Here is a 22,599-nt window from a genome sequence, read left to right as displayed (position 1 = left end):
GCATCGCGCTGAGCCGGGGCTGACCGGCTGTAGGCGGCTCAGCGCCGCTGGTAGAACACCTTGCCCGCCCGCCGGATATGGTCCAGCAGGGCGGGATTCTCTATCTACCGGTAGGCGCTGAGGTCGAACTGCCAGGGCAGCAGCAGATCGTCCAGCCGGTTGCCCAGGTTATCCAGCAGCCGCTGGTCGATATCCTCGCCCACCAGGGTCAGGTCGATATCGGAGCCGGGGCGCTCCCGGCCCATGGCGCGGGAGCCGCACAGGATGGCGCGCTCTATCTGCGGGAAGCCCGCCAGCACCGATCTGATGCGCCCTATGGCCTCATGGCCGAGTCCGTACGAAGCCTCAGTCATCCATCAGCCCCGAGAGCCTGGCCCTGAGCTGCTGGAACAGCGGCAGGTACTGGGTGCAGACCGCCTCGACAATGGCTTCGGCGGTCGCCTTGTTGTAGGTATGGGAAGTGCGGTTGCGGCTGGCGATCATCGCCATCCACAGTTCACCCTGTTCGATCAGGCCCACTTCAAAGGCTTTGCGGGTCGCATCGCGGGAGCCGAAGATGTCCTGGGTGCCCTGGTAACGCAGAAAGTCCTTCAGGCAGTTCCAGGCCAGCTCGTGGGTGTATTCAAAGGCCTGGATCAGCCCCAGCTTCTCCAGGTCCGACAGGGGACGGGTAGTGCCGAGCGTGACGGCATCGGTGAGCTGTTGCAAGGCCAGCTGGTAGTTCTGGAAGCGCCGTTGCCAGCGGATATCCTCGGACATGGGATCCCCCGCGATCAGGTGAAGGTGGTGGGGCTACCTTACCTCTTTACGGCCATGGGCGGGAACCGCCATCGGCCTCGGCGGCATCCGTTGTCTCGATGCGGATAAACTTCATCGGTTGGGTATGGTTCGGGCCATACAGATAGAGAAAGGGCCCCTGGGTGGTGAAGCGGGCGGTGTTTTCCAGCGCCGTCAGGTACAGGGTTTCCTGATGGTCGACCGCCTCGGTGCAGCTTTTTTGCGTGGTGTTGAGGCCGCCTATCCGGATCCGCTCGCCGTCGATATCGGCGTCACCGCCGAATGCGTTACAGGAGGCGAAGCCGGCGACCCGGCCCGGCTCGGGGAAGGCCAGGGTAACCGGCACCCGGTCCAGCACGCCCCGGCCGCCCAGATCTTCCAGCCGCCACCGGCTGCCCGGCAGGGGCTCGGCGGGCTCCGGCTCGGCCCGGCGGATGCGGACAAGCTCCACCATGGGGCCGACCATGCCGATGGACAGCAGGTCGTCCCGCCGCCGGGCCTCCACCTCCACCGCCAGGCCGTCCCGGCGGAAGGCGTCGGGCAGGTTGACCGGGTTGTAGTTGGTGCCGCCGGCGTCGCGGATAAGAAAAAGGCCGCCTTCCAGCTCCAGGTAATGCACCAGGCCGCTGAACCTCAAATCGGGCTCGCCCGGAGCCAGCCGCTGCCAGCCGCCCTGGCCGGGAGAGGAGCAGGCCGACAGCAGCAACGCCAGGGGCAGCAGCAGAGCGGAATAAAGCGAGGATTTCATGGCGGACCCCCATGGAACGTATTCTGGGCAAGCTTAGCGGAAGAAGGACAGGGAAGGGAGCCCTTTTGCCGGCCGTGACCATGGCGTTGCGGCCGGCAAAAGGGCAGTTATTTCATGGAGTGCAGGCCGACTACATTGCCCTCGGTGTCCTCCACCAGGGCGATAAAGCCGTGGGGGCCGATGGCGAACTTGTCGCGCACCAGGCGTCCACCGCTGGCCACCGCCCGGGCGGCCTCCACGGCGCAGTCGTCACAGCCGAAATACACCAGGGTACCGTTGCCGCCGGGGGTGCAGCCCTCCATCCGCGCCAGGGTGCCGCAGGCCCCGGCGCCCTCCGGCTGGCCCGGAAAGGCCCACATCTCCAGGTTGGTGCCGTCGTCGGCGGTGGGGTCGGCCAGCGGCTCCAGCCGCACCGCCAGCATGGCTTCGTAAAAGGCCCTGGCCCGGGGCATGTCCGCCACATAGATCTCGAACCAGACGACCGGATTCATGTTCATCACCCTGCTCCTTGTTATGGTCAAGCGTTATGGTCAAGGCAATAACTATAGTCGGCTCTGGCCGGGATGGCGGCCGGGCTCAGTCCTCCGCCTGGCCGCGCAGTATGGCCTCGAGGCTGACCTTGGGGCAGACCGCGTCGTTGATGTAGTCGATGAGATTGCGTGCCGCCCGGCGGATGTATTTTTCCGCGCCGGCATCGAGGCAGTGGCCCTCGGCGTCGAACACCTGCTGCACATTGGCCACCGACACCGCCAGGGGCAGCGGCACCGCCCCGATATGGGCGCAGATGGCGCGCAACTGCTCGGTGGACTTGATGGCGCCGATGGTGCCCGCCGCCACTCCCAGCAGGGAGACGGGCTTGCCGGCCAGCTTGCTGGGAAAGCCCAGGTTGTCGATGGCCAGCTTCATCGGGCTGCTGATGCCGCCGTGGTATTCCGGCGAGGCCAGCAGCACCCCGGTGGCCGAAGCGACCGTTTCCTGAAAGCGGGCGATGGCGTCCGGGTTTTTTGCCGGCAAGCCCGGCAGGGGCAGCTCCAGGCCGTCCAGGCGGAGGGGGATCAGCTCCACCCCGGGCATCTGCCGGAATTCGTCATGGACCAGTTCCAGGGCCATGGCGGTGTAGTTGCCGGGGCGTACGCTGCCGCAGAGGGTCACTATCTTGATGGACATGGGCGTGTTCTCCTGTGGGTAAGGCAATTGGGCTTCTCCGGGCCCGGGGCTGGATACGAGTATAGAAAGGAGAGCGGCCGGGCGCCTGCCCGGTGGTTGCGGACCGGGCCGGAATGACGGCCCGGTCGCACGGCGGATCAGGAGGGCACCAGCAGCACCGGGTTGGTGGCGTGCCGGCAGATGCCTTCGGCGGTGCTGCCGAGGGGCAGCTCGGCGATGGGGTTGGTGCCGCGCTTGCCGAGGACGATCAGGGGCGTGTTGACCTCGCTGGCGGCTTCGCAGATCTCCTCCACCGGATCGCCGACCACGGTGCGGACCTCCAGGTTGGGGTTGTCGGTGGCAAAGCTCTCGCCGGCCTGCACTTCCTCGAAGGCCACCTGGTGCTCGGGGCTGCGGACTATCATCACCATGCCCTGGCGTTCGGCGCCCAGCAGCTCGGTGAAACAGGCCCTGGCCCTGGCCGAGGCCGGCGAGTTGTCGGTGGCCAGCAGCAGGGGGGCGTCGTCCGCCACGGTGCCCAGATCCGAAGGCACTATCAGCAGCGGCAACCTGCTCAGGCGCGCCAGGTTCAGCGCCACGTTGCCCATAAAGAATTCCCGGCTGCGGGAATGGCTGCGGTTGGCCACCACTATCAGGTCGGCCTGTTTCCTCTTGGCGCTGTCGAGGATGGAGGACACCGCAAAGCCCGAAACGAACTGGGTGTGCACCGTGATCGCCAGCTCACGGCCCATGTCCGCCGCCACCTGCTCCAGGTGGAGCTTGCGGTTGGTGCGGGCGGTGGTGTCCTTGTGGGTCCGGCGGTGGGGCTCGTCCGCATACACCAGGGTCAGTTCCCGGATGCCGAGCAGGGCTGCCATCTGCCCGAACCGGGTCTGCACCCTGTCCCAGCCCGCCGAAAAATCGATACCTGCAACGCAATGCCTGAACATAAGGCGCCTCCTGGCTTTGGGGCCGACCTGACATGAGTTGTCACCTCACTCAAGGATAGCCCAGCCCCCCGGGAGCCGCCTTTGATCCCGATCCTGAGCGCCCCCGGGCACTACTCGAAGCGGCTCGCCCGGCGGATGTACAGCAGTTCTATGCGGGGGCCCACCATGCCGGCGGACAGCTCGGTGTCTCGCAGCCGCGCCAGGGCCTCTATCGGCAGGCCGTCCTGCTCAAAGGCGGGAGGCAGGTTGATCGGGTGGTAATGGGTACCGCGGGCATCGCGGATCACATAGAGGCCCCCTTCCAGGTTGAGGTAGCGAATGACGCCGCTAATATGCATGCCGGGCTCGCCGGGGGCTAGCTCGAACCAGCGGGGGATGTTGGCGTGGACGCCGGTGGCCAATACCAGGGTCAGGCCCAGCAGACGAGCACGCCAGGGGAAGCGGGAAAAGCATGACATACAAGGCTCCTGTCGGGCGCCCCGTCGCCTCGCTCAACGGCAGGAACACCGTACACAACTCATGGCGTGCCGACCCTCCCCTGGGTCCCGGTTGAGGTCGCATCGCCCGGCCCACTGCCCGTGGCGCCACATGATCCTTGAGCCCGACGACAAGGTGATGCGTTATCTCCGTGCTCCTTGCTATGGCTCAGGGTTAACTATAGTCAGCTTCCATCGGATCTACGGCATGTCATTGACCCGGCAAAAGGTGCCGGGCTGACGGATACTGATAACAGTGGCGCATCGCCGGCCATCGATCACAGGAGAGCCAAGATGAAGATTACGTTTCTCGGTGCCACCCAGACGGTCACGGGCTCCAAGTTTCTGGTACACAGCGGCGACACCCGGATCCTGGTGGATTGTGGCCTCTACCAGGGCTACAAGTGGCTGCGGGAGCGCAACTGGCAACCGCTGCCGCTGGATATCGACCGGCTCGATGCCATAGTGCTCACCCATGCCCACCTGGATCACTCGGGCTATCTGCCGGTGCTGTACCGCCAGGGTTACCGGGGACCGGTGTATTGCCATCCCGCCACCCGCGCACTCTGTGAAATCCTGCTGGCGGACAGCGGCCACCTGCAGGAGGAGGACGCCCGTTTTTTCTCCCGTCACCAGCTGAGCAAGCATGCCGAGCCCGAGCCGCTTTACGACAGGGCTACGGCGGAGCAGAGCCTGACCCTGTTCCAGCCGCTTGAATTTGGCCGGGTGCTGGAGCTCGGCGGGATGCGCCTGCACCTGCAGGCTGCCGGCCACATCCTCGGGGCCGGCAGCCTGATCCTCGAGGCCGAAGGCAAGCGGGTGGGTTTTTCCGGCGACGTGGGCCGGCCGAACGATCTCTTCATGTATCCACCCCAACCCTTGCCGGAACTGGATCTGCTGTTGCTGGAGTCCACCTACGGCGATCGCCGCCATGAAACGACGGATCCCTTCCAGCAGATGGAGGAGCTGGTCAACACCACGGTGGCCGGCGGCGGCATCATGCTGATCCCCAGTTTCGCCGTGGGCCGCGCCCAGGCCGTGCAGTATTTGCTGACGACCCTGATGGAACAGGGGCGTATTCCCAGGCTCAAGGTGTTTCTCGACAGCCCCATGGCCATCGAAGTGGGCGAGATCTACGAGCGTTTTGCCGACCAGCACAAGCTGAGCCGGGCCGACTGCCGGCGGATGAGCCGTGCCATCACCCTGGTGCGCAGCGTGGAGGACTCCAAGGCGCTGGCCGACGAGGTCTACCCCCATGTCATCATCGCCGGCAGCGGCATGGTGACCGGCGGCCGCATCCTCCACCATATGAAACGGTTGCTGCCGGATCACCGTACCACCCTGGTGCTCACCGGCTACCAGGCGGGGGGCGGCCGGGGTGCCAAGCTGCAGCAGGGAGCCGAGAGCGTGCGCATTCACGGCGACTGGGTGCCCAACCGCGCCCGCATCGAGATGCTGCACGGGCTGTCGGGCCACGCCGATTACGTGGAGCTGCGGCAGTGGCTGGCGGCCTCGGCGCTGACCGCCGACACCCGCATCCAGCTGGTGCACGGCGAGCCCGATGCCCTGGAGGCCATGCGCGACCACCTGCGCCGCACCAGCCCCTACCGGGTGGAGATAGGGGAATACCAGCGGATACTGACCTTCTAGCCCGCCAGCCAGCGGCGGATGGCGGGCAGCAGCGCCGGGGAGAGGTCGATGGCATTGCTGGAATGGGCGACGCCGTTGCCGGTGAGCAGCCGGCGCAGCCCGGCCCGGGCCAGCTCATCCTCTATGTCGTCGGCGAACAGGCCGTGCACGGCGGCGCAGTCCACCGGCCCCATCCCCTGGGCGCGCAGGGCCCGCAGGCAGCTCAGCACGGTCCGGCCGCTGGCGATGACGTCGTCCAGGATCAGGGCGGCATGGCTCCGGTAAGCCCCCAGATCCGGCAGGCGCACGTCCACCTCCCGGTCGCCCCTGCGCACCTTCTCGCCCACCACATGGGGCCGGCCGCAGGCCCCGGCCAGCGCCGCCACCCATTGTTCGCTTTCCGCGTCCGGCCCCACCAGCAGCACCGGCTCCGGCCGGCCGCGCAGCCAGTCCGCCAGCAGGGGGGCGGCGTGCACCACTGTGCTCGGCACCGAATAGATGTCGTCCAGGCGGTGGATGCGGTGCAGGTGCGGATCCACGGTGATCAGCCAGTCGATACGGGGGGAGAGCAGGCGGGCGAAGCTGTGGGAGCTGAGCGCCTCGCCGGGCCGGAAGCGGGCGTCCTGGCGCAGGTAGCAGAGGTAGGGGGCCAGCAGGCCGACCCGGGTGGCACCCAGCTCCCGCAGGGTGTCGCACAAAAAGCATAGGGGCAGGAACTTGTCGTCCGGGCGGGACAGATCCGCCAGCACCAGGCAGGGGCGGCCGGCCACCTCGCCCGGCAGGCGCAGGTAGCTTTCGCCGTCCGGAAAGCGGCGCCGCTCCAGCCGGCCCGGCTCGGCACCCAGCCCCTGGCAGAGCGGCGCCAGCAGCGGATGCCCGTCTTCCAGCGCGAACAGCAGCGGTGTCATGGCGTTTCCCCGATCATAAACAGATCCTGGTTGTCGGCGTAGTAGTCGGCGGCGTAGTCCAGCTCGCCCTGGCTGTCGGCGTAGAGGGTGAACAGCGGCTGGCCCCGGGCCAGGGCCTGGCCCAGCTTGGCGTGCAGGCGCAGGCCGGCGGCCGGCGAGATGGGCGCCCCGGCCAGCTTGGCCAGGCGGGCCAGGCGGCGGTTGTCCATGGCCAGCAGGGTGCCGCTGTGGCCGGCCCCGAACTCCAGCCGGCAGGCCGCCGGGGGAATGGCCTTGAGCCCGCCCTGGGCGGCACAGATGCGCTGGAACTGGACCCAGGCCTTGCCGGAGGCGAGCAGTTCCCGGGCCCGGGCGATGGCGGCGGCCAGCTCTTCCCCGCTGGCCATGTTGAGCAGGTGGCCGGTGAGGAACAGGGCCCGTTCACGCAGATCGGCGGGCGCCTGGGGCGCGTTGTTGAGCACGGCGAGGATGTCCAGCGCCTCCTGGGCCGGGCCTATGCCGTAGCCGACGGCTTCTTCCCCCCTGGTGGTCAGGCAGCGCACCCTGAGCCCCAGCGCCTTGCCCACGGTGTCGAACAGGTGCGCCAGGTGCCGGGCCTGGGGCTGGCTGCGCACCTTGGCGGTGGGGCCCACCGGAATGTCGATCAGCACGTGGGTGGAGCCGGCGGCCAGCTTCTTGGACAGCACCGAGGCCACCATCTGGCCCTCGCCGTCCACGTCCAGGGTGTGTTCGATGCGGATCAGCATGTCGTCCGCCGGGCTCAGGTTGACGGCCCCGCCCCAGGCCAGGCAGGCGTTCACCCGGGCTACCGTGGCCTGGATCTGATCCAGGCCGAGGTGCACATTGGTCAGCACCTCCATGGTGTCGGCGGTGCCCGAGGGGGAGGTGATGGCGCGGGACGAGGTCTTGGGCATCGTCAGCCCGGCGGCGCTGGCGATGGCCACCACTATGGGGGTGGTGCGGTTGCCGGGCACGCCGCCGATGCAGTGCTTGTCGAGCACCAGCGGCTTGTCCGGCCAGCTCAGGCGCTTGCCGCTGGCCACCATGGCCCGGGTGAGGGCGATGATTTCCCCGGTATCGAGCCGGTCGACGCAGGCGGTGACGAAGCTGGCGATCTGCATGTCGGAATAGCGGTGGGCGCTGATGTCCTGGATGATGTCGTCGATTTCCCGGTCCGAGAGGGCATGGCCGTAGATCTTCTTGCGTACCGCGCTCATGGAATGCAGCACCGGGGCGTGGCTCAGGGTCACCGCCTCGCCGCCCGCCAGTCCCAGGCGTTGCCAGGCGATGCGCGAGAAACCCACCCGGCCGGGCGGCAACACCACCTCGGTGACCACGTTGAGGGTGGCGATGATGGCGCGCTCGCCCAGGCTTACCTGCAGGCGGGTGTTGGCGTTGAAGCCTTCGGCGCGGCACACCTCGCAGTCGGCCCGCAGGAACACCACCGGCTCCTGGTGGGTATCTATCCCCATTTCGACGGCGATCAGGGCATGCGGTTCGGTCATGGCAAATACCTTCGGCTGGGCTGCCGGGGCAGTACGGGAGCTATCTCTCCTACAAGCCTAGCGTGCCCCCGGGACTCGTGCCCGGCGGCCGCGGCGGGCGCCGGTTTTCCGGACCCGCTGCCCGTCCGGATCATGGCGAAGGGGAGCAACAGCGCTTAGGCTCTTGTTCAATGGAGCTTTTTATGCGAGAGCCGCAACATGCCCCCATCTCCGGATCCCCGCCCGCCGGCCTACCGCACCCAGGGCCTGACCAAGGTCTATGGCCGCGGGCCCTCGGCGGTGCACGCCCTGCGCGGGGTGGATCTGGCCCTGCCCGCGGGGGAACTGGTGGTGTTGCTGGGCCCGTCCGGCAGCGGCAAGTCCACCCTGCTGAACCTGCTCGGCGGGCTCGATGCCCCCAGCGGCGGCCGGATCTGGTTCTTCGAGCGGGAGCTGACCGCCATGGACGAGGCCCGCCTCACCCGCTACCGGCGGCGCCATGTGGGCTTTGTGTTCCAGCTCTACAACCTGATGCCCAGCCTGACCGCCCGGGAAAACATCGAGCTGGTCACCGACATCGCCGAGCAGCCGCTGGACGCGGGCGAGGCCCTGGCCATGGTGGGGCTGGCGGCGCGGGCCGATCACTTTCCCGCCCAGCTCTCCGGCGGCGAGCAGCAGCGGGTGGCCATCGCCCGCGCCGTCGCCAAGCGGCCGACGGTGCTGTTCTGCGACGAGCCCACCGGCGCCCTCGACAGCCAGACCGGCCGCGCCGTGCTGCGGGTGTTGCAGCAGGTGAACCGCGAGCTCGGCACCACGGTGCTGATCGTGACCCACGCCGCCGCCACCGCCGCCATGGCCCACCGGGTGATCCACTTCGCCGACGGCGCCATCCGGGCGGTGGAGACCAACCCCCACCCCTGCGGCGCCGAGGAGATCGCATGGTGAGGCCACCGGGATGAAAGCGCTCGATCGCAAGCTGGGCCGGGATCTGTGGCGGGTCCGGGGCCAGGCCCTGGCCATCGGCCTGGTGATCGCCATGGGGGTGATGCTGCAGGTGATGATGGACGGCCTGGTCGACTCCCTGGAGCAGACCCGGCAGGACTATTACCAGCGCTACCGGCTGGCGGAGCTGTTCGCGCCGGTGAAGCGGGCACCCCGGGCCGTGCTGGCGCGGGTGGCCCGGCTGCCCGGGGTGGCGGCGGTGGAGGGGCGCATCAACGGCGGCGCCCTGCTCAGCCTGCCGGGGCTGGCGGTGCCGGTGCGGGCCCAGGCGGTGTCGCTGCCGGCGTGGCGGACGGCGCGGCTGAACGAGGTGCACCTGGTGGCGGGGCGGCGGCCCGATCCCGGCCGGCGGGACGAGGTGCTGCTGCTGGAAGGTTTCGCCAGGGCCCATGGCCTGGCGCCCGGCGATCGGCTGCCGGCCACCCTCAACGGCGCCCGCCGCGCCCTGGCCATAGTGGGGCTGGCCCAGGCACCGGAGTTCCTGTACACCACGGCACCGGGCGAAATGGTGCCGGATGACGCCCGTTTTGCGGTGCTCTGGATGAACGAGGCGGCGCTGGCGGCGGCCCTGGATCTGGAGGGGGCGGTGAACGAGGTGCTGGTCGGCCTGGCCCGGGGCGCCGAGCCGCGGGCGCTGCAGGACCGGCTCGACCGGCTGCTGGCCCCCTACGGCGCCCTGGGGGCCTACGGCCTGGACGAGCACCTGTCCAACCGCTTTATCGTCGAGGAGATAGCGGGGCTCAGGGTGTCCGGCCGCACGGTGCCGCCGGTGTTCCTGGCGGTGGCCGGCTTCCTGCTGTACATGGTGCTGTCGCGCATGGTGCAGGCCGAGCGCGACCAGATAGGCCTGCTCAAGGCCTTCGGCCACGGCGACGGGGAAGTGGGCCTGCACTACCTCAAGTTCGTGCTGGTGATCGCCCTGGCCGGCGCCCTGGCCGGCGGCGCCCTGGGTGTGCTGGCCGGGCGCGGCCTGAGCGGCCTCTACCAGCGGTACTACAAGTTTCCGTTCCTGCAGTTCGAGGTGGCGCCGTCCGCCCTGCTGCTCGGCCTGGGGGTGAGCCTGCTGGCCGCCGTGGCCGGGGCGGCCCTGGTGCTGTACCGGGTGTTTGCGCTGGCGCCCGCCGAGGCCATGCGCCCGCCCGTGCCGCCGGATTTCAGCCGGAGCCTGCGCTTCGGCCCGCGCCTTAAGCGCTGGCTGGACCAGCCCAGCCGCATGGTACTGCGCGGCCTGTGGCGTCAGCCCGGCCGCGCCGCCCTGGCGGTGCTGGGCATGGCGGCGGGCATGGCGCTGTCGGTGGCCATGCTGAGCGTGATGACCGCCTTCGATCGCAGCCTGGAGCTGAACTTCAGCGTGCTCGAGCGGGGCGACGTCACCCTGAACTTTGTCGAGCCCCTGGGCGAGCAGGGCCTCTATGCCCTGGCCCGGATGCCGGGAGTGCTGGAGCTGGAGCCCTTCCGCACCGTGCCGGCCCTGTTCAGTCATGGCCGGCACCGCTATCGCGGCGCCCTCACCGCCCTGGTGGCCGAGCCGCGCCTGTACCGGGCCCTGGATCGCCGGCAGCAGCCCCTGCCCCTGCGCGCCGACGGCGTCATCCTCTCCCGCGCCCTGGCCGAGACCCTGGCCCTGGTCCCGGGCGACCGGCTCCGGGTGGCGGTGCGCGAGGGGCGCCGGCCGGTGCTGGAGATCCCGGTGGTGGGGCTGGCCGACACCCTGCTGGGGGCGCCGGCCTTTATCGAACTCGGCGGGCTCAACCGGTTGCTGAAGGAGGGACCGCGGGCGTCCGGCGCCCACCTGCGCATCGACGCCGCCGCCGGCGAGCGGCTCTACCGGGAGTGGAAGGAGATGCCGGTGGTGGCGGGGGTGAGCCTGCGCACGGAGCGGCGGGATGCCTTCCGCCGGGTGATGGACAGCGGCGCCGGCGCCACCCGCTATGTGATGGCGGCCATCGCCGCCGTGATCACCTTCGGCATCGTCTACAACAGCGCGCGCATCGCCTTCTCCGAGCGGGCGCGGGACCTGGCCAGCCTGCGGGTGCTGGGGCTGACCCGTGCCGAGGTGAGCTTTGTGCTGCTCGGCGAGCTGGGGCTGCTGATCCTGCTGGCGCTGCCCCTGGGCAGCCTGTTGGGCTACGGCTTTTCCCTGGCGGTGGCGGCGGGCTTCAGCACCGATCTGTACCAGGTGCCGGTGGCCTTCGAGCCCGCCGGCCACGGCGTGGCGGCCCTGGCGGTGCTGGCGGCGGCGGTGTTGTCCGGCGCCCTGGTGCGGCGCGACATCAACCGGCTGGATCTGGTATCCGCCCTCAAGACCCGGGAGTAATCCATGGCTCGACCCCAGTCCCGTCGCTGGCTCACCCTTGGCACCGCCCTGGTGCTGGCATTGCTGCTGGTCTACGCCTTCTGGCCCGGGCCCACGCCGGTGGACACCGGCCCGGTGCGGCTCGGCCCCATGGTGATGACCATCGACGAGGAGGGACGCACCCGGGTGCGCCAGCCCTATGTGGTGGCGGCCCCGGTCGACGGCCGCCTGCTGCGGGTGGCGCTGGAAGCCGGCGACGAGGTCGTCGCCGGCGAGACCCTGCTGGCGCGGTTGTTGCCGGCGGCGCCCGGGCTGCTGGATCGCCGGCGCCGCGAGCAGGCGCTGGCCGGGGTGGCGGCGGCGGAGGCCGCCCTGGGCGTGGCGCGTGCCGAACGGGAGCGGGCGAGGGCGGAGCTGGCGCTGGCCGAGGCCGAACTGGTCCGCGGCACCCGCCTGCATGAGCAGGGCGCCGTGACCGCCGCCGGGCTGGACGCGGCCCGCCGCGCCGCCCGGGTGGCGCGCGCGACCCTGGACAGCGCCGGGGCGGCGCTGCGGCTGCGCGAGGCGGAGCTGGCCCAGGCCCGGGCGCAGTTGCTGGAGGCCGAGGCGGGCGAGGGGACGGACCAGCAGCCCCTGGCGCTGATCGCGCCGGTGTCCGGCCGGGTGCTGCAACTGCTGCAAAAGAGCGAGACGGTGCTGGCCGCCGGCACCCCCATCATGGAGCTGGGCGACCCGGAGGGGGATCTGGAGGTGGTGGTGGAGCTGCTGTCGACCGACGCGGTGCGGGTGGTGCCCGGCATGCGGGTGATCATCGATCACTGGGGCGGCCCGGCGCCCCTGGCCGGGGTGGTGGAGCGGGTCGAGCCCCGGGGTTTCACCAAGTTTTCCGCCCTGGGGGTGGAGGAGCAGCGGGTGAACGCCGTCATCCGCTTCGCCGGCGAGCCGGCCGGGCGCCGCAGCCTGGGCCACGGCTACCGGGTGGAGGCGCGGATAGTGGTGTGGGAAGAGGAGACGGCGCTGATCGCCCCGTCCAGCGCCCTGTTCCGGGACGGCGAGCGCTGGGCGGTGCTGGTGGTGGAAGGCCGGCGGGCGCGACTGACCCCGGTGCGGGTGGGGCATGACAACGGCGTCGAGGCGCAGATACTGGCCGGGCTGGAGGCGGGGCAGCGGCTGGTGCTCTATCCCGCCCCCGGGCTGGAGGACGGCGCCCGGGTGCGGTCGCGGGGGGACTAGCTCCGGTCACCCCGCGGCGGGCTAAGCTTGGGGTATGCCGCTTTTTCATGGTGCCGCCATGGTTCACCGCTATTACGTCAACCTGCTGCTGACGGGGGCCACCGCCGCCGCCCTGCTGGGCGGCGGCCTGCTCTGGCTCGGCGGCCTGCCGGCGCCGGCGCGCGGGCTGTGGCTGGGGGCCTCGGCCGGCGTATTCCTGCTGACCCTCGTCGACATAGTGCGGGCCATGGCGCGCAGGCAGGCGGGGGTCGATCTGCTCGCCCTGTTTTCCATCGGCGGCGCCCTCGCCCTGGGGGAATACCTGACGGCCGGGGTCATCGCTCTGATGCTGGGCAGCGGCCGTACGCTCGAGGACTACGCCGAACGGCGGGCGGGGCGCGAGATGTCGGCACTGCTTGCAAAGGTGCCGCGCCACGCCAACCGCTACCAGGGCCAGGCCATAGAACAGGTGGCGCTGGCCTCGGTCGAACCGGGCGACCGCCTGCTGGTGCGCACCGGGGAGACGGTGCCGGTGGATGGCAGCCTGCTGTCGGAGCAGGCGGTGCTGGACGCCGCCACCCTGACCGGCGAGTCCTTGCCCGTGGATTGCGGGGCGGGCCAGCGCCTGCAAAGCGGCTGCGTCAATGCCGGCGCGCCCTTCGACATGCTGGCGACGCATGCCGCCGAGGACAGCGCGCTGAGCGCCATCGTCCGGCTGGTGCAGTCCGCCCGCGAGTCGAGGGCGCCGGCCATGCGCCTGGCCGATCGCTATGCGCTGCTGTTCGTGCCCCTGGCACTGGCGCTGGCGGGAGCGGCCTGGGCCTGGTCCGGCGATCCCGTGCGGGCGCTGGCGGTGGTGGTGGTGGCCACTCCCTGCCCCCTGATCCTGGCGGTGCCGGTGGCGATAGTGAGTGCCATGTCACGCTGTGCCAGCCACGGCGTGCTGATCAAGCACGGCGGCGCCATCGAGAAGCTGGCGCGGGCCGAGACCCTGTTCTTCGACAAGACCGGCACCCTGACCGGCGGACGCGCCCGCCTGGTGGCGGTGGCCGGCGCGCCGGGGGCCGACGGCGAGGCGGTGCTCCGGCTCGCCGCGTCGCTGGATCAGATGTCCGACCATGCGGTGGCCCGGGCCGTGGTGCAGGCGGCCCGGGAGCGGAACCTCGAGCTGTCGCTGCCCTCGGCGGTGAGCGAACAGGCCGGCAGCGGTATCTGCGGCATGATCGACGGCCGCCGGGTGCGGGTGGGCAGTCTCGATTATGCCGCCGGCCCGGAGCCTTACCCGCCCTGGGTGGAACGGCTGGCAAGGCGCGGCGGCCATGAGGGGAGCGGCGCTGTCTATGTCGCGGTCGACGGCCGCCTGGCCGGGGCCCTGCAGATGGCGGACGAGATCCGGCTCGACACCCCGCGGGCCCTGCGGCTGCTGCGGCTGGCCGGTATCCGGCGCAGCGTCATGCTGACCGGGGACCGGCGCGAGGTGGCGGAAACCATTGGCGGCGTGCTGGGGGTGGACGAGGTGCTGGCCGAGCAGACCCCCTCGGCGAAACTGGCCGCCATTGCCGCCTCCTGTGAACATGGCGTGACCCTGATGGTGGGCGATGGGGTCAACGATGCCCCGGCCCTGGCGGCGGCCGACGTGGGGATCGCCATGGGCGCGCGCGGTGCGGCGGCCGCCGCCGAGGCGGCACAGGTGGTGCTGCTGGTGGACCGGCTGGACCGGCTGGCCTTTGCCCTGCGCATTGCGCAGCGGGCCAGGGCCATCGCACTGCAAAGCGTGACCCTGGGGCTGGGGCTGTCCATGGCCGCCATGGTGGTCGCGGCGCTGGGCTACCTGCCGCCCCTGGCCGGCGCCCTGTTGCAGGAAGGGATAGACGTCGCGGCTATCCTCAACGCCCTGCGCGTGCTGGGGCTGGAGCGCCAGCCCTTGAAGGCGCGCCTGTCGGAGGCCCAGGTCCGGCAGCTGCGGGAAGAGCACGCCGCCATGCTCCCGGTGCTGGAGCAGATCACCCGGCTGGCCGAGCGGGCGGCGGAGCTGCCAGCGGAACAGTTGCTGGCCGGCCTGCAGCGGCTGCTCGCGGCCCTGCGCCAGGAGATTCTGCCCCACGAACGGCACGACGATGCCGAGCTGTATCCACAGGTCGCCCGCCTGATCGGGGGCGACGATCCCATGGCGACCATGAGCCACACTCACCGGGAAATCTACAAGGCGGTGCAGGGGCTGGAGCGCCTGACCGCGGCGCTCGAGGCACCGGAGCTGGCGTCGCCCGCCCTGCCCGAGCTGCAGCGTGCCCTGTACGCCCTCGACACCATACTGCGCCTGCACTTTGCCCAGGAAGAAGAGCTGTATCACAACCTGGCCGAATAAGCCCGGCGCGCGCTTTCCCGGCCGTGATGGCGCGGCAGAGGGGCGTGACGGTGGGGAGGCCGGTGATGCTAAGCTGTAGATCGGATTTTGGCTGCTCCAGGACAGACCCCTATGCTTCGCCCCCGTATCATGCCCCATCAACTTGCCCACCAGCACCAGCCGCTGCCCCGTGACGGCCTGGGGGTGCTGTGCTGGAACGCCCAGAAGCTGACCCTGAACCCCGATTTCCGCCTGTGCCTGGCGCGGCTGATGCAGCGCTTTCCCACCAGCCTGCTGCTGCTGCAGGAGGCCAAGCTGGCGCTGCACGGCCGGTGGCAGCTGGAGGGCTGGTCCTATGCGGTGTCGCCCAATATCCAGACCCCGGCGCACCTGTTCGGGGTGCTCACCGCCGGCCAGTGCGCCTTCGACGAAGTGACCGCCCTGCTCAGCCGCACCCGGGAGCTGCGCTTCGCCACCCACAAGAGCCTGATCCTCACCCGCCATCCCCTGGCCGGGGGCGAGCAGCTGCTGGTGGCCAATATCCACGCCATCAACTTCGTGCACCACGGCCTGTTCCACCTTGAGATGGATCAGCTCAAGCGGGAGCTGTTGCTCCACCGGGGGCCGCTGATCGTGGCCGGCGACTTCAACGTCTGGAGCCGGCAGCGCCGCCACTACCTGGCCGAGTTCTGCCGGGCCACCGGCCTGCGGCAGGCGGTGATGGAAGACCCGCACCATATCAAACACTACTTCCGCCAGCCGCTGGACTTTATCTTCTACCGGGATCTGAGGCTGCACTCGGCCACCGCCATCGATACCGACATGGTCTCCGACCATAATCCCATCTACGCCCGCTTTTCGGTGTGAGGACCAAACGGAGTCATGCCCGCGAAGGCGGGCATCCAGGGCGGCACAGGTCTTGCTCCTGGCTGGGTTTGATGGGCTCCCGCCTTCGCGGTAGTGATACCCACTCCCGTCATGCCCGCGAAGGCGGGCATCCAGAAGCGGCCAGCACAGGTTTTGCTCCTGGCTGGGTTTGATGGCCCCCCGCCTTCGCGGGAGTGACGGCGGGTATTGCAGGGGTGACGGCGGGGATCTCGTGGCGACGGCCTGGCCATGACCCGGCGGGGTGGTGGCAACGCACAGCGGGGGCGCCTGCCCCGTACCTGAGCCAGGCGCCGTCATGGGGCGTCAGGGCGACTCCGCTGCCAGTTGCTCCGCCAGTTGCCGGGACAGCGCCAGCAATTCGTCGGCCTCGGCCAGCCCGTCGATAAAGCGCTGGGGAATGCCGGACAGCCCCACCTGGGCGCCCACCAGGGTGCCGGTGAGCATGGCGCGGGCCTGGTTCTGGCCGCCGCCGTTGATGGCGTGCAGCACGGCGGCCTCGAAGTCGTCGTGGAAGCGGGCGGCCAGGTAGTAGGTGGCGGGCAGCAGGTGGTAGATGGCGCAGGGCATGCCGTACACCAGCGAGACCTTCCAGGCCGGCTCGATGCGGATGGCGGGATCCTCGGCTGCCCTGGCCACGCAGGAGGGGGTGAGCAGGGCGTCCGGCGAGGCGAAGCGGCCGGCCCGGGGCGGCTCGGGGGCATGGGGCGGCGGCGGTTGCAGCTGCTCGCCGGTGACGGCATGAAAGGGCAGCTCGTCGGCCCTGACCAGCGCCATCAGCTTGCCGGAGAGGGCCGGGTCCAGCCGGTGTCCCTGCACCAGCAGGCCGGTGACGGCACCGAAGGCCACCGTCATCGCCACCAGGTTGTTGTCTATCTGGGTGAGTACCGTATTGGCGGCCACCGCCTCGGCCAGCCGGCGCGGCGAGCGGGCGTGGCGCACGGCGATGGCCAGGGTGCGCTCTATCGCCTCGGTGGTGTCGGCGTAGCCGCCGCAGCGGCCCCAGGGGTGGCCTTCTTCCACTCGCTTGTGCCAGGTATCGCGTATCGACTGGCTGGTGTAGCCGCCGGGGCCGGCGTGGGGCGTGCCGTCGAGCAGGGGAAAGAAGTCCTGGTCCAGCCGCCAGCAGAAGTCGGCCTCGTCGTAGTCGCCGCAGTCCACCAGGGAGGCCAGGGTCAGCTTGAGCAGCAGGCCCGCCTGGGAGAGTTCCCCGGCCTGCAGCCCCTCGTGGTAGCGGCCGGGCCTGGGCGTGGTGTAGCCGTCGATCCAGTCGCCGTGGTCCCGGCGCAGCTGGTCGAGATCGTAATACCAGTGCGGGCCCACGCCCAGGGCTTCGCCGATAAAGGCGCCCATGACGGCGCCGGCGGCGCGATCCTGCAGGGGAGTCATGTTCTCTTCCTCATGATGACGGACCTGCTCTCACTATATGCCATGGCGGGGGATTTTGGGCCGCCTTGGCAGCCGCCGCGTCGGCCGCCACGAAGGGAGGCGGGATCCCGCCGGGCGGTTTGCGGGCTGGCCCTGGCCGCGCAAGCCGCAAGACGGTGACCTTGTAATTAATTAAGTATTTAATTAAATTTATTGCAGGCCCCCACAGAGACGAACCGATGACACGCCGAACCACGGATAAAAAACGCCACCCCGGCCGGCCCGGCCGCGACGCCGCCGAGCAGCGCCCCGCGCTGATCGATGCGGCCCTGGCCTGTTATTGCCGGGAAGGGGTCGCCGCCACCTCGCTCAAGGCCATCGCCGGCGAGGCGAGGGTGACCCCGGCGTTGCTGCACTACTACTTCGGCGGCCGCGACCAGTTGCAGCGGGCGGTGATCGAGGAACGGGTGCTGCCGCTGCTGCGGGGCATCCAGCAGCAACTGCAGGATGCCGGGGAAGGCATGGATGATTTTATCATCGCCTTTACCGACGCCCTGGACGACGCCATTGCCGAGCACCCCTGGTGGCCGGCGCTGTGGGTGCGCGAGGTGCTGTGCGAGGGCGGTGCCCTGCGCGAGGTGCTGATCGAGCAGGTGGGGCAGGCCTTCGCCACCACCCTGACCGAGCGCTTCGCCCGTGCGCAGCGGGACGGCCGGCTCAACCCGGCGCTGGATCCCCGCCTGCTGCTGGTGTCGCTGATCGGCCTGACCCTGTTTCCCGCGGCCGGGGCCCCGGTGTGGCGCCAGATGCTGGGGGCGGACGACGTGACCCGGCGGGATCTGCAGCAACACACCCGGGCGCTGTTGCTGCGGGGACTGGAGCTGAAACCATGAGGGCCCTGCTGCTGGCGGCGGTATTGCTGCTGGCCGGCTGCGGGCCCGAGCCGGACCGGGTGCTCGGCACCCTGGAATGGGATCGCATCACCCTGCCGGCCCCGGCGGCGGAGCCCGTCACCCGGCTGGCGGTGCGGGAAGGCGAGCGGGTGATGCCGGGGCAGATCCTGGTGCAGCTGGACGACGGCCTGGCCCGGGCCCGCTGGGCCGCCGCCGAGGCCGAGATGCAGCGGCGGCGGCAGCTGCTGGCGGAGCTGCGCGCCGGCCCCAGGCCGGAAACCATAGCGGTGGCCCGGGCCGGCCTGGCCGCCGCCCGCGCCGAGGAGCGGGAAACCGAGGCCCAGTATCGACGCCTGCGCGCCCTGGAGCAGAACGGCCATGTGTCCCGCGCCGACAGCGACGCCGCCAGGGCGGCGGCGGAAAGCGCCGGGGCCCGGGCGGAGGCGGCCCAGGCGGCCCTGCTGGAGTTGCAGCGGGGCACCCGCCCCGAGCAGCTGGCCCAGGCGGAGGCGGCCCTGGCCCAGGCGCGGGGCGAGGCCGAGGCGCTGTTGCTGCAGCTGCAGAAACTGACCCTGCGGGCGCCCCGGGCAGGATGGGTGGACAGCCTGCCCTTCGAGGCGGGCGACGAGGCGCCGGTGGGCGGCCCGCTGGCGACCCTGCTGGTGGGCGACAGCCCCTATGCCCGGGTGTATGTGCCCGCACCCCTGCGCCCGGGCATAGGAGTGGGGGACGCCGCCCGGGTGGTGGTGCAGGGGGTGGCGGCGGTGTTGTACGGGCGGGTGCGCATGATCCGCGGCGAGCCCGGCTTCACGCCCTATTACGCGCTGACCGGCGAGGACGCGGCGCGGCTCAGCTACCTGGCGGAGATCCAGCTGGGCGAGGACGCCGCCGGGCTGCCCGCCGGCCTGCCCCTGAGCGTGATCTTCGAGGAGGCCGCCGATGCCCGATGACGCCCTGGCCATCCGCGCCAGCGGGATGAGCAAAGACTTCGGCGGCCTGCGCGCGGTGGACGGAATGGACCTCGGGGTGGCGCGGGGGCAGGTGTACGGCTTTCTCGGCCCCAACGGCTCCGGCAAGTCCACCAGCATCCGCATGCTGTGCGGCCTGCTGACCCCTTCCGCCGGCCGGATCGAGGTACTGGGGCTGCGCATTCCCGAACAGGCCGAGGCGCTGCGCCGGCGCATCGGCTACATGACCCAGCATTTTTCCCTGTTTGCCGATCTCACCGTGCGCGAGAACCTGGAGTTTCTCGCCGCCATCCAGGGCCTGCCCCGGCGAGCCGGCGCCCGGCGGGTGGACGAACTGCTGCGGGAATATCGTTTTTCCGACCGGGCCGGGCAGCTGGCGGGCGCCCTGAGCGGCGGCCAGAAACAGCGGCTGGCGCTGGCGGGGGCGGTGATCCACCGGCCGGAGCTGCTGTTCCTGGACGAGCCCACCAGCGCGGTGGATCCGGAGTCGCGGCGGGATTTCTGGGAGACGCTGTTCGAGCTGGCGGACGGGGGCACCACCATACTGGTGTCGACCCACTACATGGACGAGGCGGAGCGCTGCCACCGGCTGGCGATCCTGGATCGCGGCCGGCTGGTGGCGGACGACAGCCCGGCGGCGCTGACCGGCGCCCTGAGCGGCCGCACCCTGGAGGTGCGCTGCGCGCAGCCGCGGCAGGCGAAGCAGCGGCTGCTGGCGCTGCCGGGGGTGCTGAGCGCGGCCCAGATCGGCAACAGCCTGCGGGTGCTGGTGCGGGAGCAGGGGAGCGGGGAGGCGGCCCGTATCGGGCAGGCGCTGACGGGGCTGGCGGCCCAGGTGCGGCCGACCCGGCCGAACCTGGAAGACGTTTTTGTGGCGGTGACCCGCCGCGACGGCGGCCCGGCGGGCGGGGCGGCGCCGTGAACGGGCGCCGGCTGTGGGCGGTGGTGCTGAAGGAACTGCGCCAGATCCGCCGCGACCGCATCACCCTGGCGATGATCGTCGGCATTCCCCTGCTGCAGCTGATCCTGTTCGGCTACGCCATCAACCTGAACCTGCGCCACCTGCCGGCGGCCATCGCCGACGAGGCGCGGACCAGCCAGTCGCGCCAGCTGGCGATGGACATGATTGCCACCGGGGTGATAGCGCCGGTGGCCGAGGCGAACGGCGCCGGGGAGCTGATGCGGCTGCTGCGCCGGGGCGAGATCCGCGTGGGGGTGGCGATCCCGGCCGACTTTGAGCGACGCCTGGCCCGGGGGGAAGAGGCGGTGCAGGTGCTGGTGGACGGCAGCGACACCGTGGTGCAGAGCGCGGCGCTGCAGCTGGCGCAGCTGCCGCTGGCCCGGCGGGCCGAGGGGACGCCTTCGTCGTCGGTGCCTCTGCCCGCGGCGCCCATCGGCGTGGTGAGTTTTTACAACCCGCAGCGGGTGTCCGCCATCAACATAGTGCCCGGGCTTATCGGCATCATCCTGACCATGACCATGGTGATGTTCACCGCCGTGGGCATAGTGCGCGAGCGGGAGCGCGGCAACATGGAGCTGCTGATCGCCACCCCGCTCGGCCGCGCCGAGCTGATGATCGGCAAGGTGCTGCCCTACGGGCTGATCGGCCTGGTGCAGACCAGCCTGGTGCTGCTGCTCGGCCTGCTGCTGTTCGCGGTGCCCATCCGCGGCAGCGTGCTGGACGTATACTGGGCCAGCACGCTGCTGATCCTGGCCAACCTGAGCATGGGCCTGCTGATTTCCACCCGCGCCCAGTCGCAGTTCCAGGCCATGCAGATGACCTTTTTCATCTTCCTGCCGTCGATCCTGCTGTCCGGCTTTATGTTTCCGTTCGACGGCATGCCCCGGCCGGCCCAGTGGATTGCCGAAGCCCTGCCGCTGACCCACTTTTTGCGGCTGATCCGCGGCATTATGCTGCGCGGGGCGGGGCTGGCCGAGCTGTGGCCGGAGGTGCTGGCGCTGCTCGGCTTTATTGCGCTGATGATGACCCTGGCGATCGCCCGCTTCCGCAAGCGGCTCGACTGAGCCGGCCGCTCAGCGGCCGGGCTCGCGCACCCGGGCCAGCAACGCGGCGCCGAGCACGAACAGCACCAGCAGGCTGAGGATGGACAGCCGGTTGCTGCCGGTGACCAGCGCCACCACCCCCACCAGCAGGGGGCCCAGCACCGCCGCGAACTTGCCGATCATGTTGAACAGGCCGAAATAGGCGCCGGCCTGATCGGCGGGGATCAGCCGGGAATAAAAGGAGCGGGACAGCGCCTGCACCCCGCCCTGCACCAGGCCGATGGCCCCGGCCAGCAGGAAGAACTGGCCCTCGGTCTGCATGGCGTAGCCGCCGGCGGTGACCAGCGCATAGACCAGCAGCCCCAGGTAGATGGCCAGCCGGGTGCCGATGCGCTCGCCCAGGTAGCCGAAGGCCACGGCGGCGGGAAAGGCGACAAACTGCACCAGCAGCAGGGCGACGATCAGGCTGTTGCTGGCAAAGCCCAGGGCCATGCCGAAGTCCACCGCCATGCGGATGATGGTGTGTACCCCGTCGATATAGAGCCAGTAGGCGATGAGGAAGGTCAGCACCCCGGGGGTCTTGATCGCCCGGCGCAGTATGGCCAGCAGGGCGGCGAAGCTGGTGTCGGTGCCGTCGCTGGCGGGCCGCTCCTTCACCCAGAAGAACAGCGGCAGGGCGAACAGCGTCCACCAGGCCGCCACCATCACGAAGGAGACCTTCACCGCCTGGGTGGCCGAGGCCAGGCCGAACCATTCCGGTTTGGTGGCCATCACCACGTTGAGCGCGAACAGCAGGCCGCCGCCCAGGTAGCCCAGGGCATAGCCCCAGGCCGAGACCCGGTCGCTCTCTGCCGGGGCGGCCACGTCCACCAGCAGGGCGTCGTAGAAGGTGAGGCCGCCGAAAAAGCCGACGCTGGCGGCGGCGAACAGCAGCGCCGCCAGCAGCCACTGACCCTCGCCGGCCCAGAACAGCCCCAGGGTGGGCAGCACCCCGATCAGGGTGAACAGCAGCAGCAGGCGCTTTTTGGCGCCCTGCCGGTCGGCCACCGCCCCCAGCCAGGGGGACATCAGCATCACCAGGAGGCTGGCCGCCGAGCTGAACAGCCCCAGCCAGAAGGTGCTTTGGGCAGCCGCCATCTCCCCGGCCCAGTACTGCTTGAACAGCACCGGGAAAAAGCCGGCCAGCACCGTGGTGGCGAAGGTGGAGTTGGCCCAGTCGTACAGCGCCCAGGACCAGGCGGCACGGTTTTTAAGGGTAAGGGTGGTCATGGGGTGGGGATCCTCGAATAGGGGGTGGGGCCGATCATCGCACGCCTCCTTTACCGTTGGGTGTCGGCCGGGGAGGGTCATCCGACCCCGCTCGGTGTCGGCGTCACCGGCCGCTTGGGCCGCCTGTTTAAACGATCTTCTCTATTCTGGTCGCGATTGCAGGCCGCCACCAAGGTGATGAGGCGTTTTTATGGACGGATACTGGCATTGGCCAATGAGAGGATACGCTTGGTATGCATA

Annotated in this window: 21 protein-coding genes; 10 read left to right on the top strand and 11 right to left on the bottom strand. The window is 70.2% G+C overall.

The window, feature by feature from the left end; genetic code table 11:
• Positions 1-104 precede the first annotated feature (104 nt).
• From ACT7DK_RS18835 to ACT7DK_RS18805, 7 genes are all read right to left on the bottom strand, one after another.
• Positions 105-353: a nucleotidyltransferase domain-containing protein gene (locus tag ACT7DK_RS18835; protein ID WP_445401854.1), complete on the bottom strand. Its 249-nt coding sequence runs from the start codon at positions 351-353 to the stop codon at positions 105-107.
• Complete coding sequence (locus ACT7DK_RS18830) at positions 346-759, bottom strand: nucleotidyltransferase substrate binding protein (protein ID WP_445401852.1); 414 nt, start codon at positions 757-759, stop codon at positions 346-348. Before ACT7DK_RS18830 ends, ACT7DK_RS18835 begins: the two co-directional genes overlap by 8 nt.
• A 46-nt stretch (positions 760-805) precedes the next feature.
• Positions 806-1,525: an META domain-containing protein gene (locus tag ACT7DK_RS18825; protein ID WP_445401850.1), complete on the bottom strand. Its 720-nt coding sequence runs from the start codon at positions 1,523-1,525 to the stop codon at positions 806-808.
• 107 nt (positions 1,526-1,632) lie between these two features.
• Entirely contained in the window at positions 1,633-2,022 is a 390-nt protein-coding gene (locus ACT7DK_RS18820) for a VOC family protein (RefSeq protein WP_445401848.1), read from the bottom strand.
• 79 nt (positions 2,023-2,101) lie between these two features.
• Positions 2,102-2,692 carry an NADPH-dependent FMN reductase gene (locus tag ACT7DK_RS18815; RefSeq protein WP_445401846.1) on the bottom strand — a complete coding sequence of 197 codons (591 nt, stop codon included), beginning with the start codon at positions 2,690-2,692 and terminating at the stop codon, positions 2,102-2,104.
• 137 nt (positions 2,693-2,829) lie between these two features.
• Positions 2,830-3,621, bottom strand: a complete 792-nt coding sequence (locus ACT7DK_RS18810; protein ID WP_445401844.1) for a universal stress protein — start codon at positions 3,619-3,621, stop codon at positions 2,830-2,832.
• A gap of 110 nt (positions 3,622-3,731) precedes the next feature.
• Positions 3,732-4,079 (bottom strand): hypothetical protein, encoded by a 348-nt coding sequence (locus ACT7DK_RS18805; RefSeq protein ID WP_445401842.1) that lies wholly within the window; start codon positions 4,077-4,079, stop codon positions 3,732-3,734.
• A gap of 312 nt (positions 4,080-4,391) precedes the next feature.
• Here ACT7DK_RS18805 and ACT7DK_RS18800 point away from each other — a divergent pair, with 312 nt between their 5' ends.
• The gene (locus ACT7DK_RS18800) at positions 4,392-5,747 is read left to right on the top strand and encodes an MBL fold metallo-hydrolase (protein ID WP_445401840.1); all 1,356 of its coding nucleotides are present in this window, start codon (positions 4,392-4,394) and stop codon (positions 5,745-5,747) included.
• On the opposite strand, the gene ACT7DK_RS18795 is transcribed toward ACT7DK_RS18800, so the two are convergent.
• Both ACT7DK_RS18795 and ACT7DK_RS18790 read right to left on the bottom strand, forming a co-directional pair.
• Positions 5,744-6,634 carry a ribose-phosphate diphosphokinase gene (locus tag ACT7DK_RS18795; protein WP_445401838.1) on the bottom strand — a complete coding sequence of 297 codons (891 nt, stop codon included), beginning with the start codon at positions 6,632-6,634 and terminating at the stop codon, positions 5,744-5,746. The genes ACT7DK_RS18800 and ACT7DK_RS18795 overlap by 4 nt on opposite strands.
• Positions 6,631-8,139 (bottom strand): thymidine phosphorylase family protein, encoded by a 1,509-nt coding sequence (locus tag ACT7DK_RS18790; RefSeq protein WP_445401836.1) that lies wholly within the window; start codon positions 8,137-8,139, stop codon positions 6,631-6,633. The genes ACT7DK_RS18795 and ACT7DK_RS18790 overlap by 4 nt, the downstream gene beginning before the upstream one ends.
• A 198-nt stretch (positions 8,140-8,337) precedes the next feature.
• Between ACT7DK_RS18790 and ACT7DK_RS18785 the strand changes: the two genes are divergently transcribed.
• The 5 genes from ACT7DK_RS18785 to ACT7DK_RS18765 all read left to right on the top strand — a co-directional run bounded on the left by ACT7DK_RS18785 (position 8,338) and on the right by ACT7DK_RS18765 (position 15,839).
• Positions 8,338-9,063, top strand: coding sequence for an ABC transporter ATP-binding protein (locus tag ACT7DK_RS18785; RefSeq protein ID WP_445401834.1), 726 nt, complete (start codon positions 8,338-8,340; stop codon positions 9,061-9,063).
• A gap of 10 nt (positions 9,064-9,073) precedes the next feature.
• Positions 9,074-11,437 carry an FtsX-like permease family protein gene (locus tag ACT7DK_RS18780; RefSeq protein WP_445401832.1) on the top strand — a complete coding sequence of 788 codons (2,364 nt, stop codon included), beginning with the start codon at positions 9,074-9,076 and terminating at the stop codon, positions 11,435-11,437.
• Between the two features lie 3 nt (positions 11,438-11,440).
• Complete coding sequence (locus tag ACT7DK_RS18775; protein ID WP_445401830.1) at positions 11,441-12,649, top strand: efflux RND transporter periplasmic adaptor subunit; 1,209 nt, start codon at positions 11,441-11,443, stop codon at positions 12,647-12,649.
• 58 nt (positions 12,650-12,707) lie between these two features.
• Positions 12,708-14,993 carry a heavy metal translocating P-type ATPase gene (locus ACT7DK_RS18770; protein WP_445401828.1) on the top strand — a complete coding sequence of 762 codons (2,286 nt, stop codon included), beginning with the start codon at positions 12,708-12,710 and terminating at the stop codon, positions 14,991-14,993.
• A gap of 111 nt (positions 14,994-15,104) precedes the next feature.
• Entirely contained in the window at positions 15,105-15,839 is a 735-nt protein-coding gene (locus ACT7DK_RS18765) for an endonuclease/exonuclease/phosphatase family protein (RefSeq protein WP_445401826.1), read from the top strand.
• 324 nt (positions 15,840-16,163) lie between these two features.
• On the opposite strand, the gene ACT7DK_RS18760 is transcribed toward ACT7DK_RS18765, so the two are convergent.
• The gene (locus ACT7DK_RS18760) at positions 16,164-17,246 is read right to left on the bottom strand and encodes an ADP-ribosylglycohydrolase family protein (protein WP_445401824.1); all 1,083 of its coding nucleotides are present in this window, start codon (positions 17,244-17,246) and stop codon (positions 16,164-16,166) included.
• A gap of 218 nt (positions 17,247-17,464) precedes the next feature.
• Between ACT7DK_RS18760 and ACT7DK_RS18755 the strand changes: the two genes are divergently transcribed.
• From ACT7DK_RS18755 to ACT7DK_RS18740, 4 genes are read left to right on the top strand one after another with little or no spacing between them, the layout of a single operon-like run.
• Complete coding sequence (locus ACT7DK_RS18755) at positions 17,465-18,118, top strand: TetR/AcrR family transcriptional regulator (RefSeq protein WP_445401822.1); 654 nt, start codon at positions 17,465-17,467, stop codon at positions 18,116-18,118.
• Entirely contained in the window at positions 18,115-19,068 is a 954-nt protein-coding gene (locus tag ACT7DK_RS18750) for an HlyD family efflux transporter periplasmic adaptor subunit (RefSeq protein WP_445401820.1), read from the top strand. The genes ACT7DK_RS18755 and ACT7DK_RS18750 overlap by 4 nt, the downstream gene beginning before the upstream one ends.
• Positions 19,058-20,008: an ATP-binding cassette domain-containing protein gene (locus tag ACT7DK_RS18745; protein ID WP_445401818.1), complete on the top strand. Its 951-nt coding sequence runs from the start codon at positions 19,058-19,060 to the stop codon at positions 20,006-20,008. The genes ACT7DK_RS18750 and ACT7DK_RS18745 overlap by 11 nt, the downstream gene beginning before the upstream one ends.
• Positions 20,005-21,111 carry an ABC transporter permease gene (locus ACT7DK_RS18740; protein WP_445401816.1) on the top strand — a complete coding sequence of 369 codons (1,107 nt, stop codon included), beginning with the start codon at positions 20,005-20,007 and terminating at the stop codon, positions 21,109-21,111. Before ACT7DK_RS18745 ends, ACT7DK_RS18740 begins: the two co-directional genes overlap by 4 nt.
• 9 nt (positions 21,112-21,120) lie before the next feature.
• On the opposite strand, the gene ACT7DK_RS18735 is transcribed toward ACT7DK_RS18740, so the two are convergent.
• On the bottom strand, positions 21,121-22,359 hold the full coding sequence (locus ACT7DK_RS18735; protein WP_445401814.1) for an MFS transporter: 1,239 nt from the start codon (positions 22,357-22,359) through the stop codon (positions 21,121-21,123).
• Between the last annotated feature and the right edge of the window lie 240 nt (positions 22,360-22,599).

The organism is Zobellella sp. An-6, from assembly GCF_052487945.1.
Note: the sequence above shows the minus strand (reverse complement) of the source record. Positions and strands in the feature narration are given on the sequence as shown.

Coding starts and splice junctions, on each gene's coding strand:
- ACT7DK_RS18835 (WP_445401854.1), bottom strand. CDS start 353: ATGACTGAGGCTTCGTACGGACTCGGCCATGAGGCCATAGGGCGCATC.
- ACT7DK_RS18830 (WP_445401852.1), bottom strand. CDS start 759: ATGTCCGAGGATATCCGCTGGCAACGGCGCTTCCAGAACTACCAGCTG.
- ACT7DK_RS18825 (WP_445401850.1), bottom strand. CDS start 1,525: ATGAAATCCTCGCTTTATTCCGCTCTGCTGCTGCCCCTGGCGTTGCTG.
- ACT7DK_RS18820 (WP_445401848.1), bottom strand. CDS start 2,022: ATGAACATGAATCCGGTCGTCTGGTTCGAGATCTATGTGGCGGACATG.
- ACT7DK_RS18815 (WP_445401846.1), bottom strand. CDS start 2,692: ATGTCCATCAAGATAGTGACCCTCTGCGGCAGCGTACGCCCCGGCAAC.
- ACT7DK_RS18810 (WP_445401844.1), bottom strand. CDS start 3,621: ATGTTCAGGCATTGCGTTGCAGGTATCGATTTTTCGGCGGGCTGGGAC.
- ACT7DK_RS18805 (WP_445401842.1), bottom strand. CDS start 4,079: ATGTCATGCTTTTCCCGCTTCCCCTGGCGTGCTCGTCTGCTGGGCCTG.
- ACT7DK_RS18800 (WP_445401840.1), top strand. CDS start 4,392: ATGAAGATTACGTTTCTCGGTGCCACCCAGACGGTCACGGGCTCCAAG.
- ACT7DK_RS18795 (WP_445401838.1), bottom strand. CDS start 6,634: ATGACACCGCTGCTGTTCGCGCTGGAAGACGGGCATCCGCTGCTGGCG.
- ACT7DK_RS18790 (WP_445401836.1), bottom strand. CDS start 8,139: ATGACCGAACCGCATGCCCTGATCGCCGTCGAAATGGGGATAGATACC.
- ACT7DK_RS18785 (WP_445401834.1), top strand. CDS start 8,338: ATGCCCCCATCTCCGGATCCCCGCCCGCCGGCCTACCGCACCCAGGGC.
- ACT7DK_RS18780 (WP_445401832.1), top strand. CDS start 9,074: ATGAAAGCGCTCGATCGCAAGCTGGGCCGGGATCTGTGGCGGGTCCGG.
- ACT7DK_RS18775 (WP_445401830.1), top strand. CDS start 11,441: ATGGCTCGACCCCAGTCCCGTCGCTGGCTCACCCTTGGCACCGCCCTG.
- ACT7DK_RS18770 (WP_445401828.1), top strand. CDS start 12,708: ATGGTTCACCGCTATTACGTCAACCTGCTGCTGACGGGGGCCACCGCC.
- ACT7DK_RS18765 (WP_445401826.1), top strand. CDS start 15,105: ATGCTTCGCCCCCGTATCATGCCCCATCAACTTGCCCACCAGCACCAG.
- ACT7DK_RS18760 (WP_445401824.1), bottom strand. CDS start 17,246: ATGACTCCCCTGCAGGATCGCGCCGCCGGCGCCGTCATGGGCGCCTTT.
- ACT7DK_RS18755 (WP_445401822.1), top strand. CDS start 17,465: ATGACACGCCGAACCACGGATAAAAAACGCCACCCCGGCCGGCCCGGC.
- ACT7DK_RS18750 (WP_445401820.1), top strand. CDS start 18,115: ATGAGGGCCCTGCTGCTGGCGGCGGTATTGCTGCTGGCCGGCTGCGGG.
- ACT7DK_RS18745 (WP_445401818.1), top strand. CDS start 19,058: ATGCCCGATGACGCCCTGGCCATCCGCGCCAGCGGGATGAGCAAAGAC.
- ACT7DK_RS18735 (WP_445401814.1), bottom strand. CDS start 22,359: ATGACCACCCTTACCCTTAAAAACCGTGCCGCCTGGTCCTGGGCGCTG.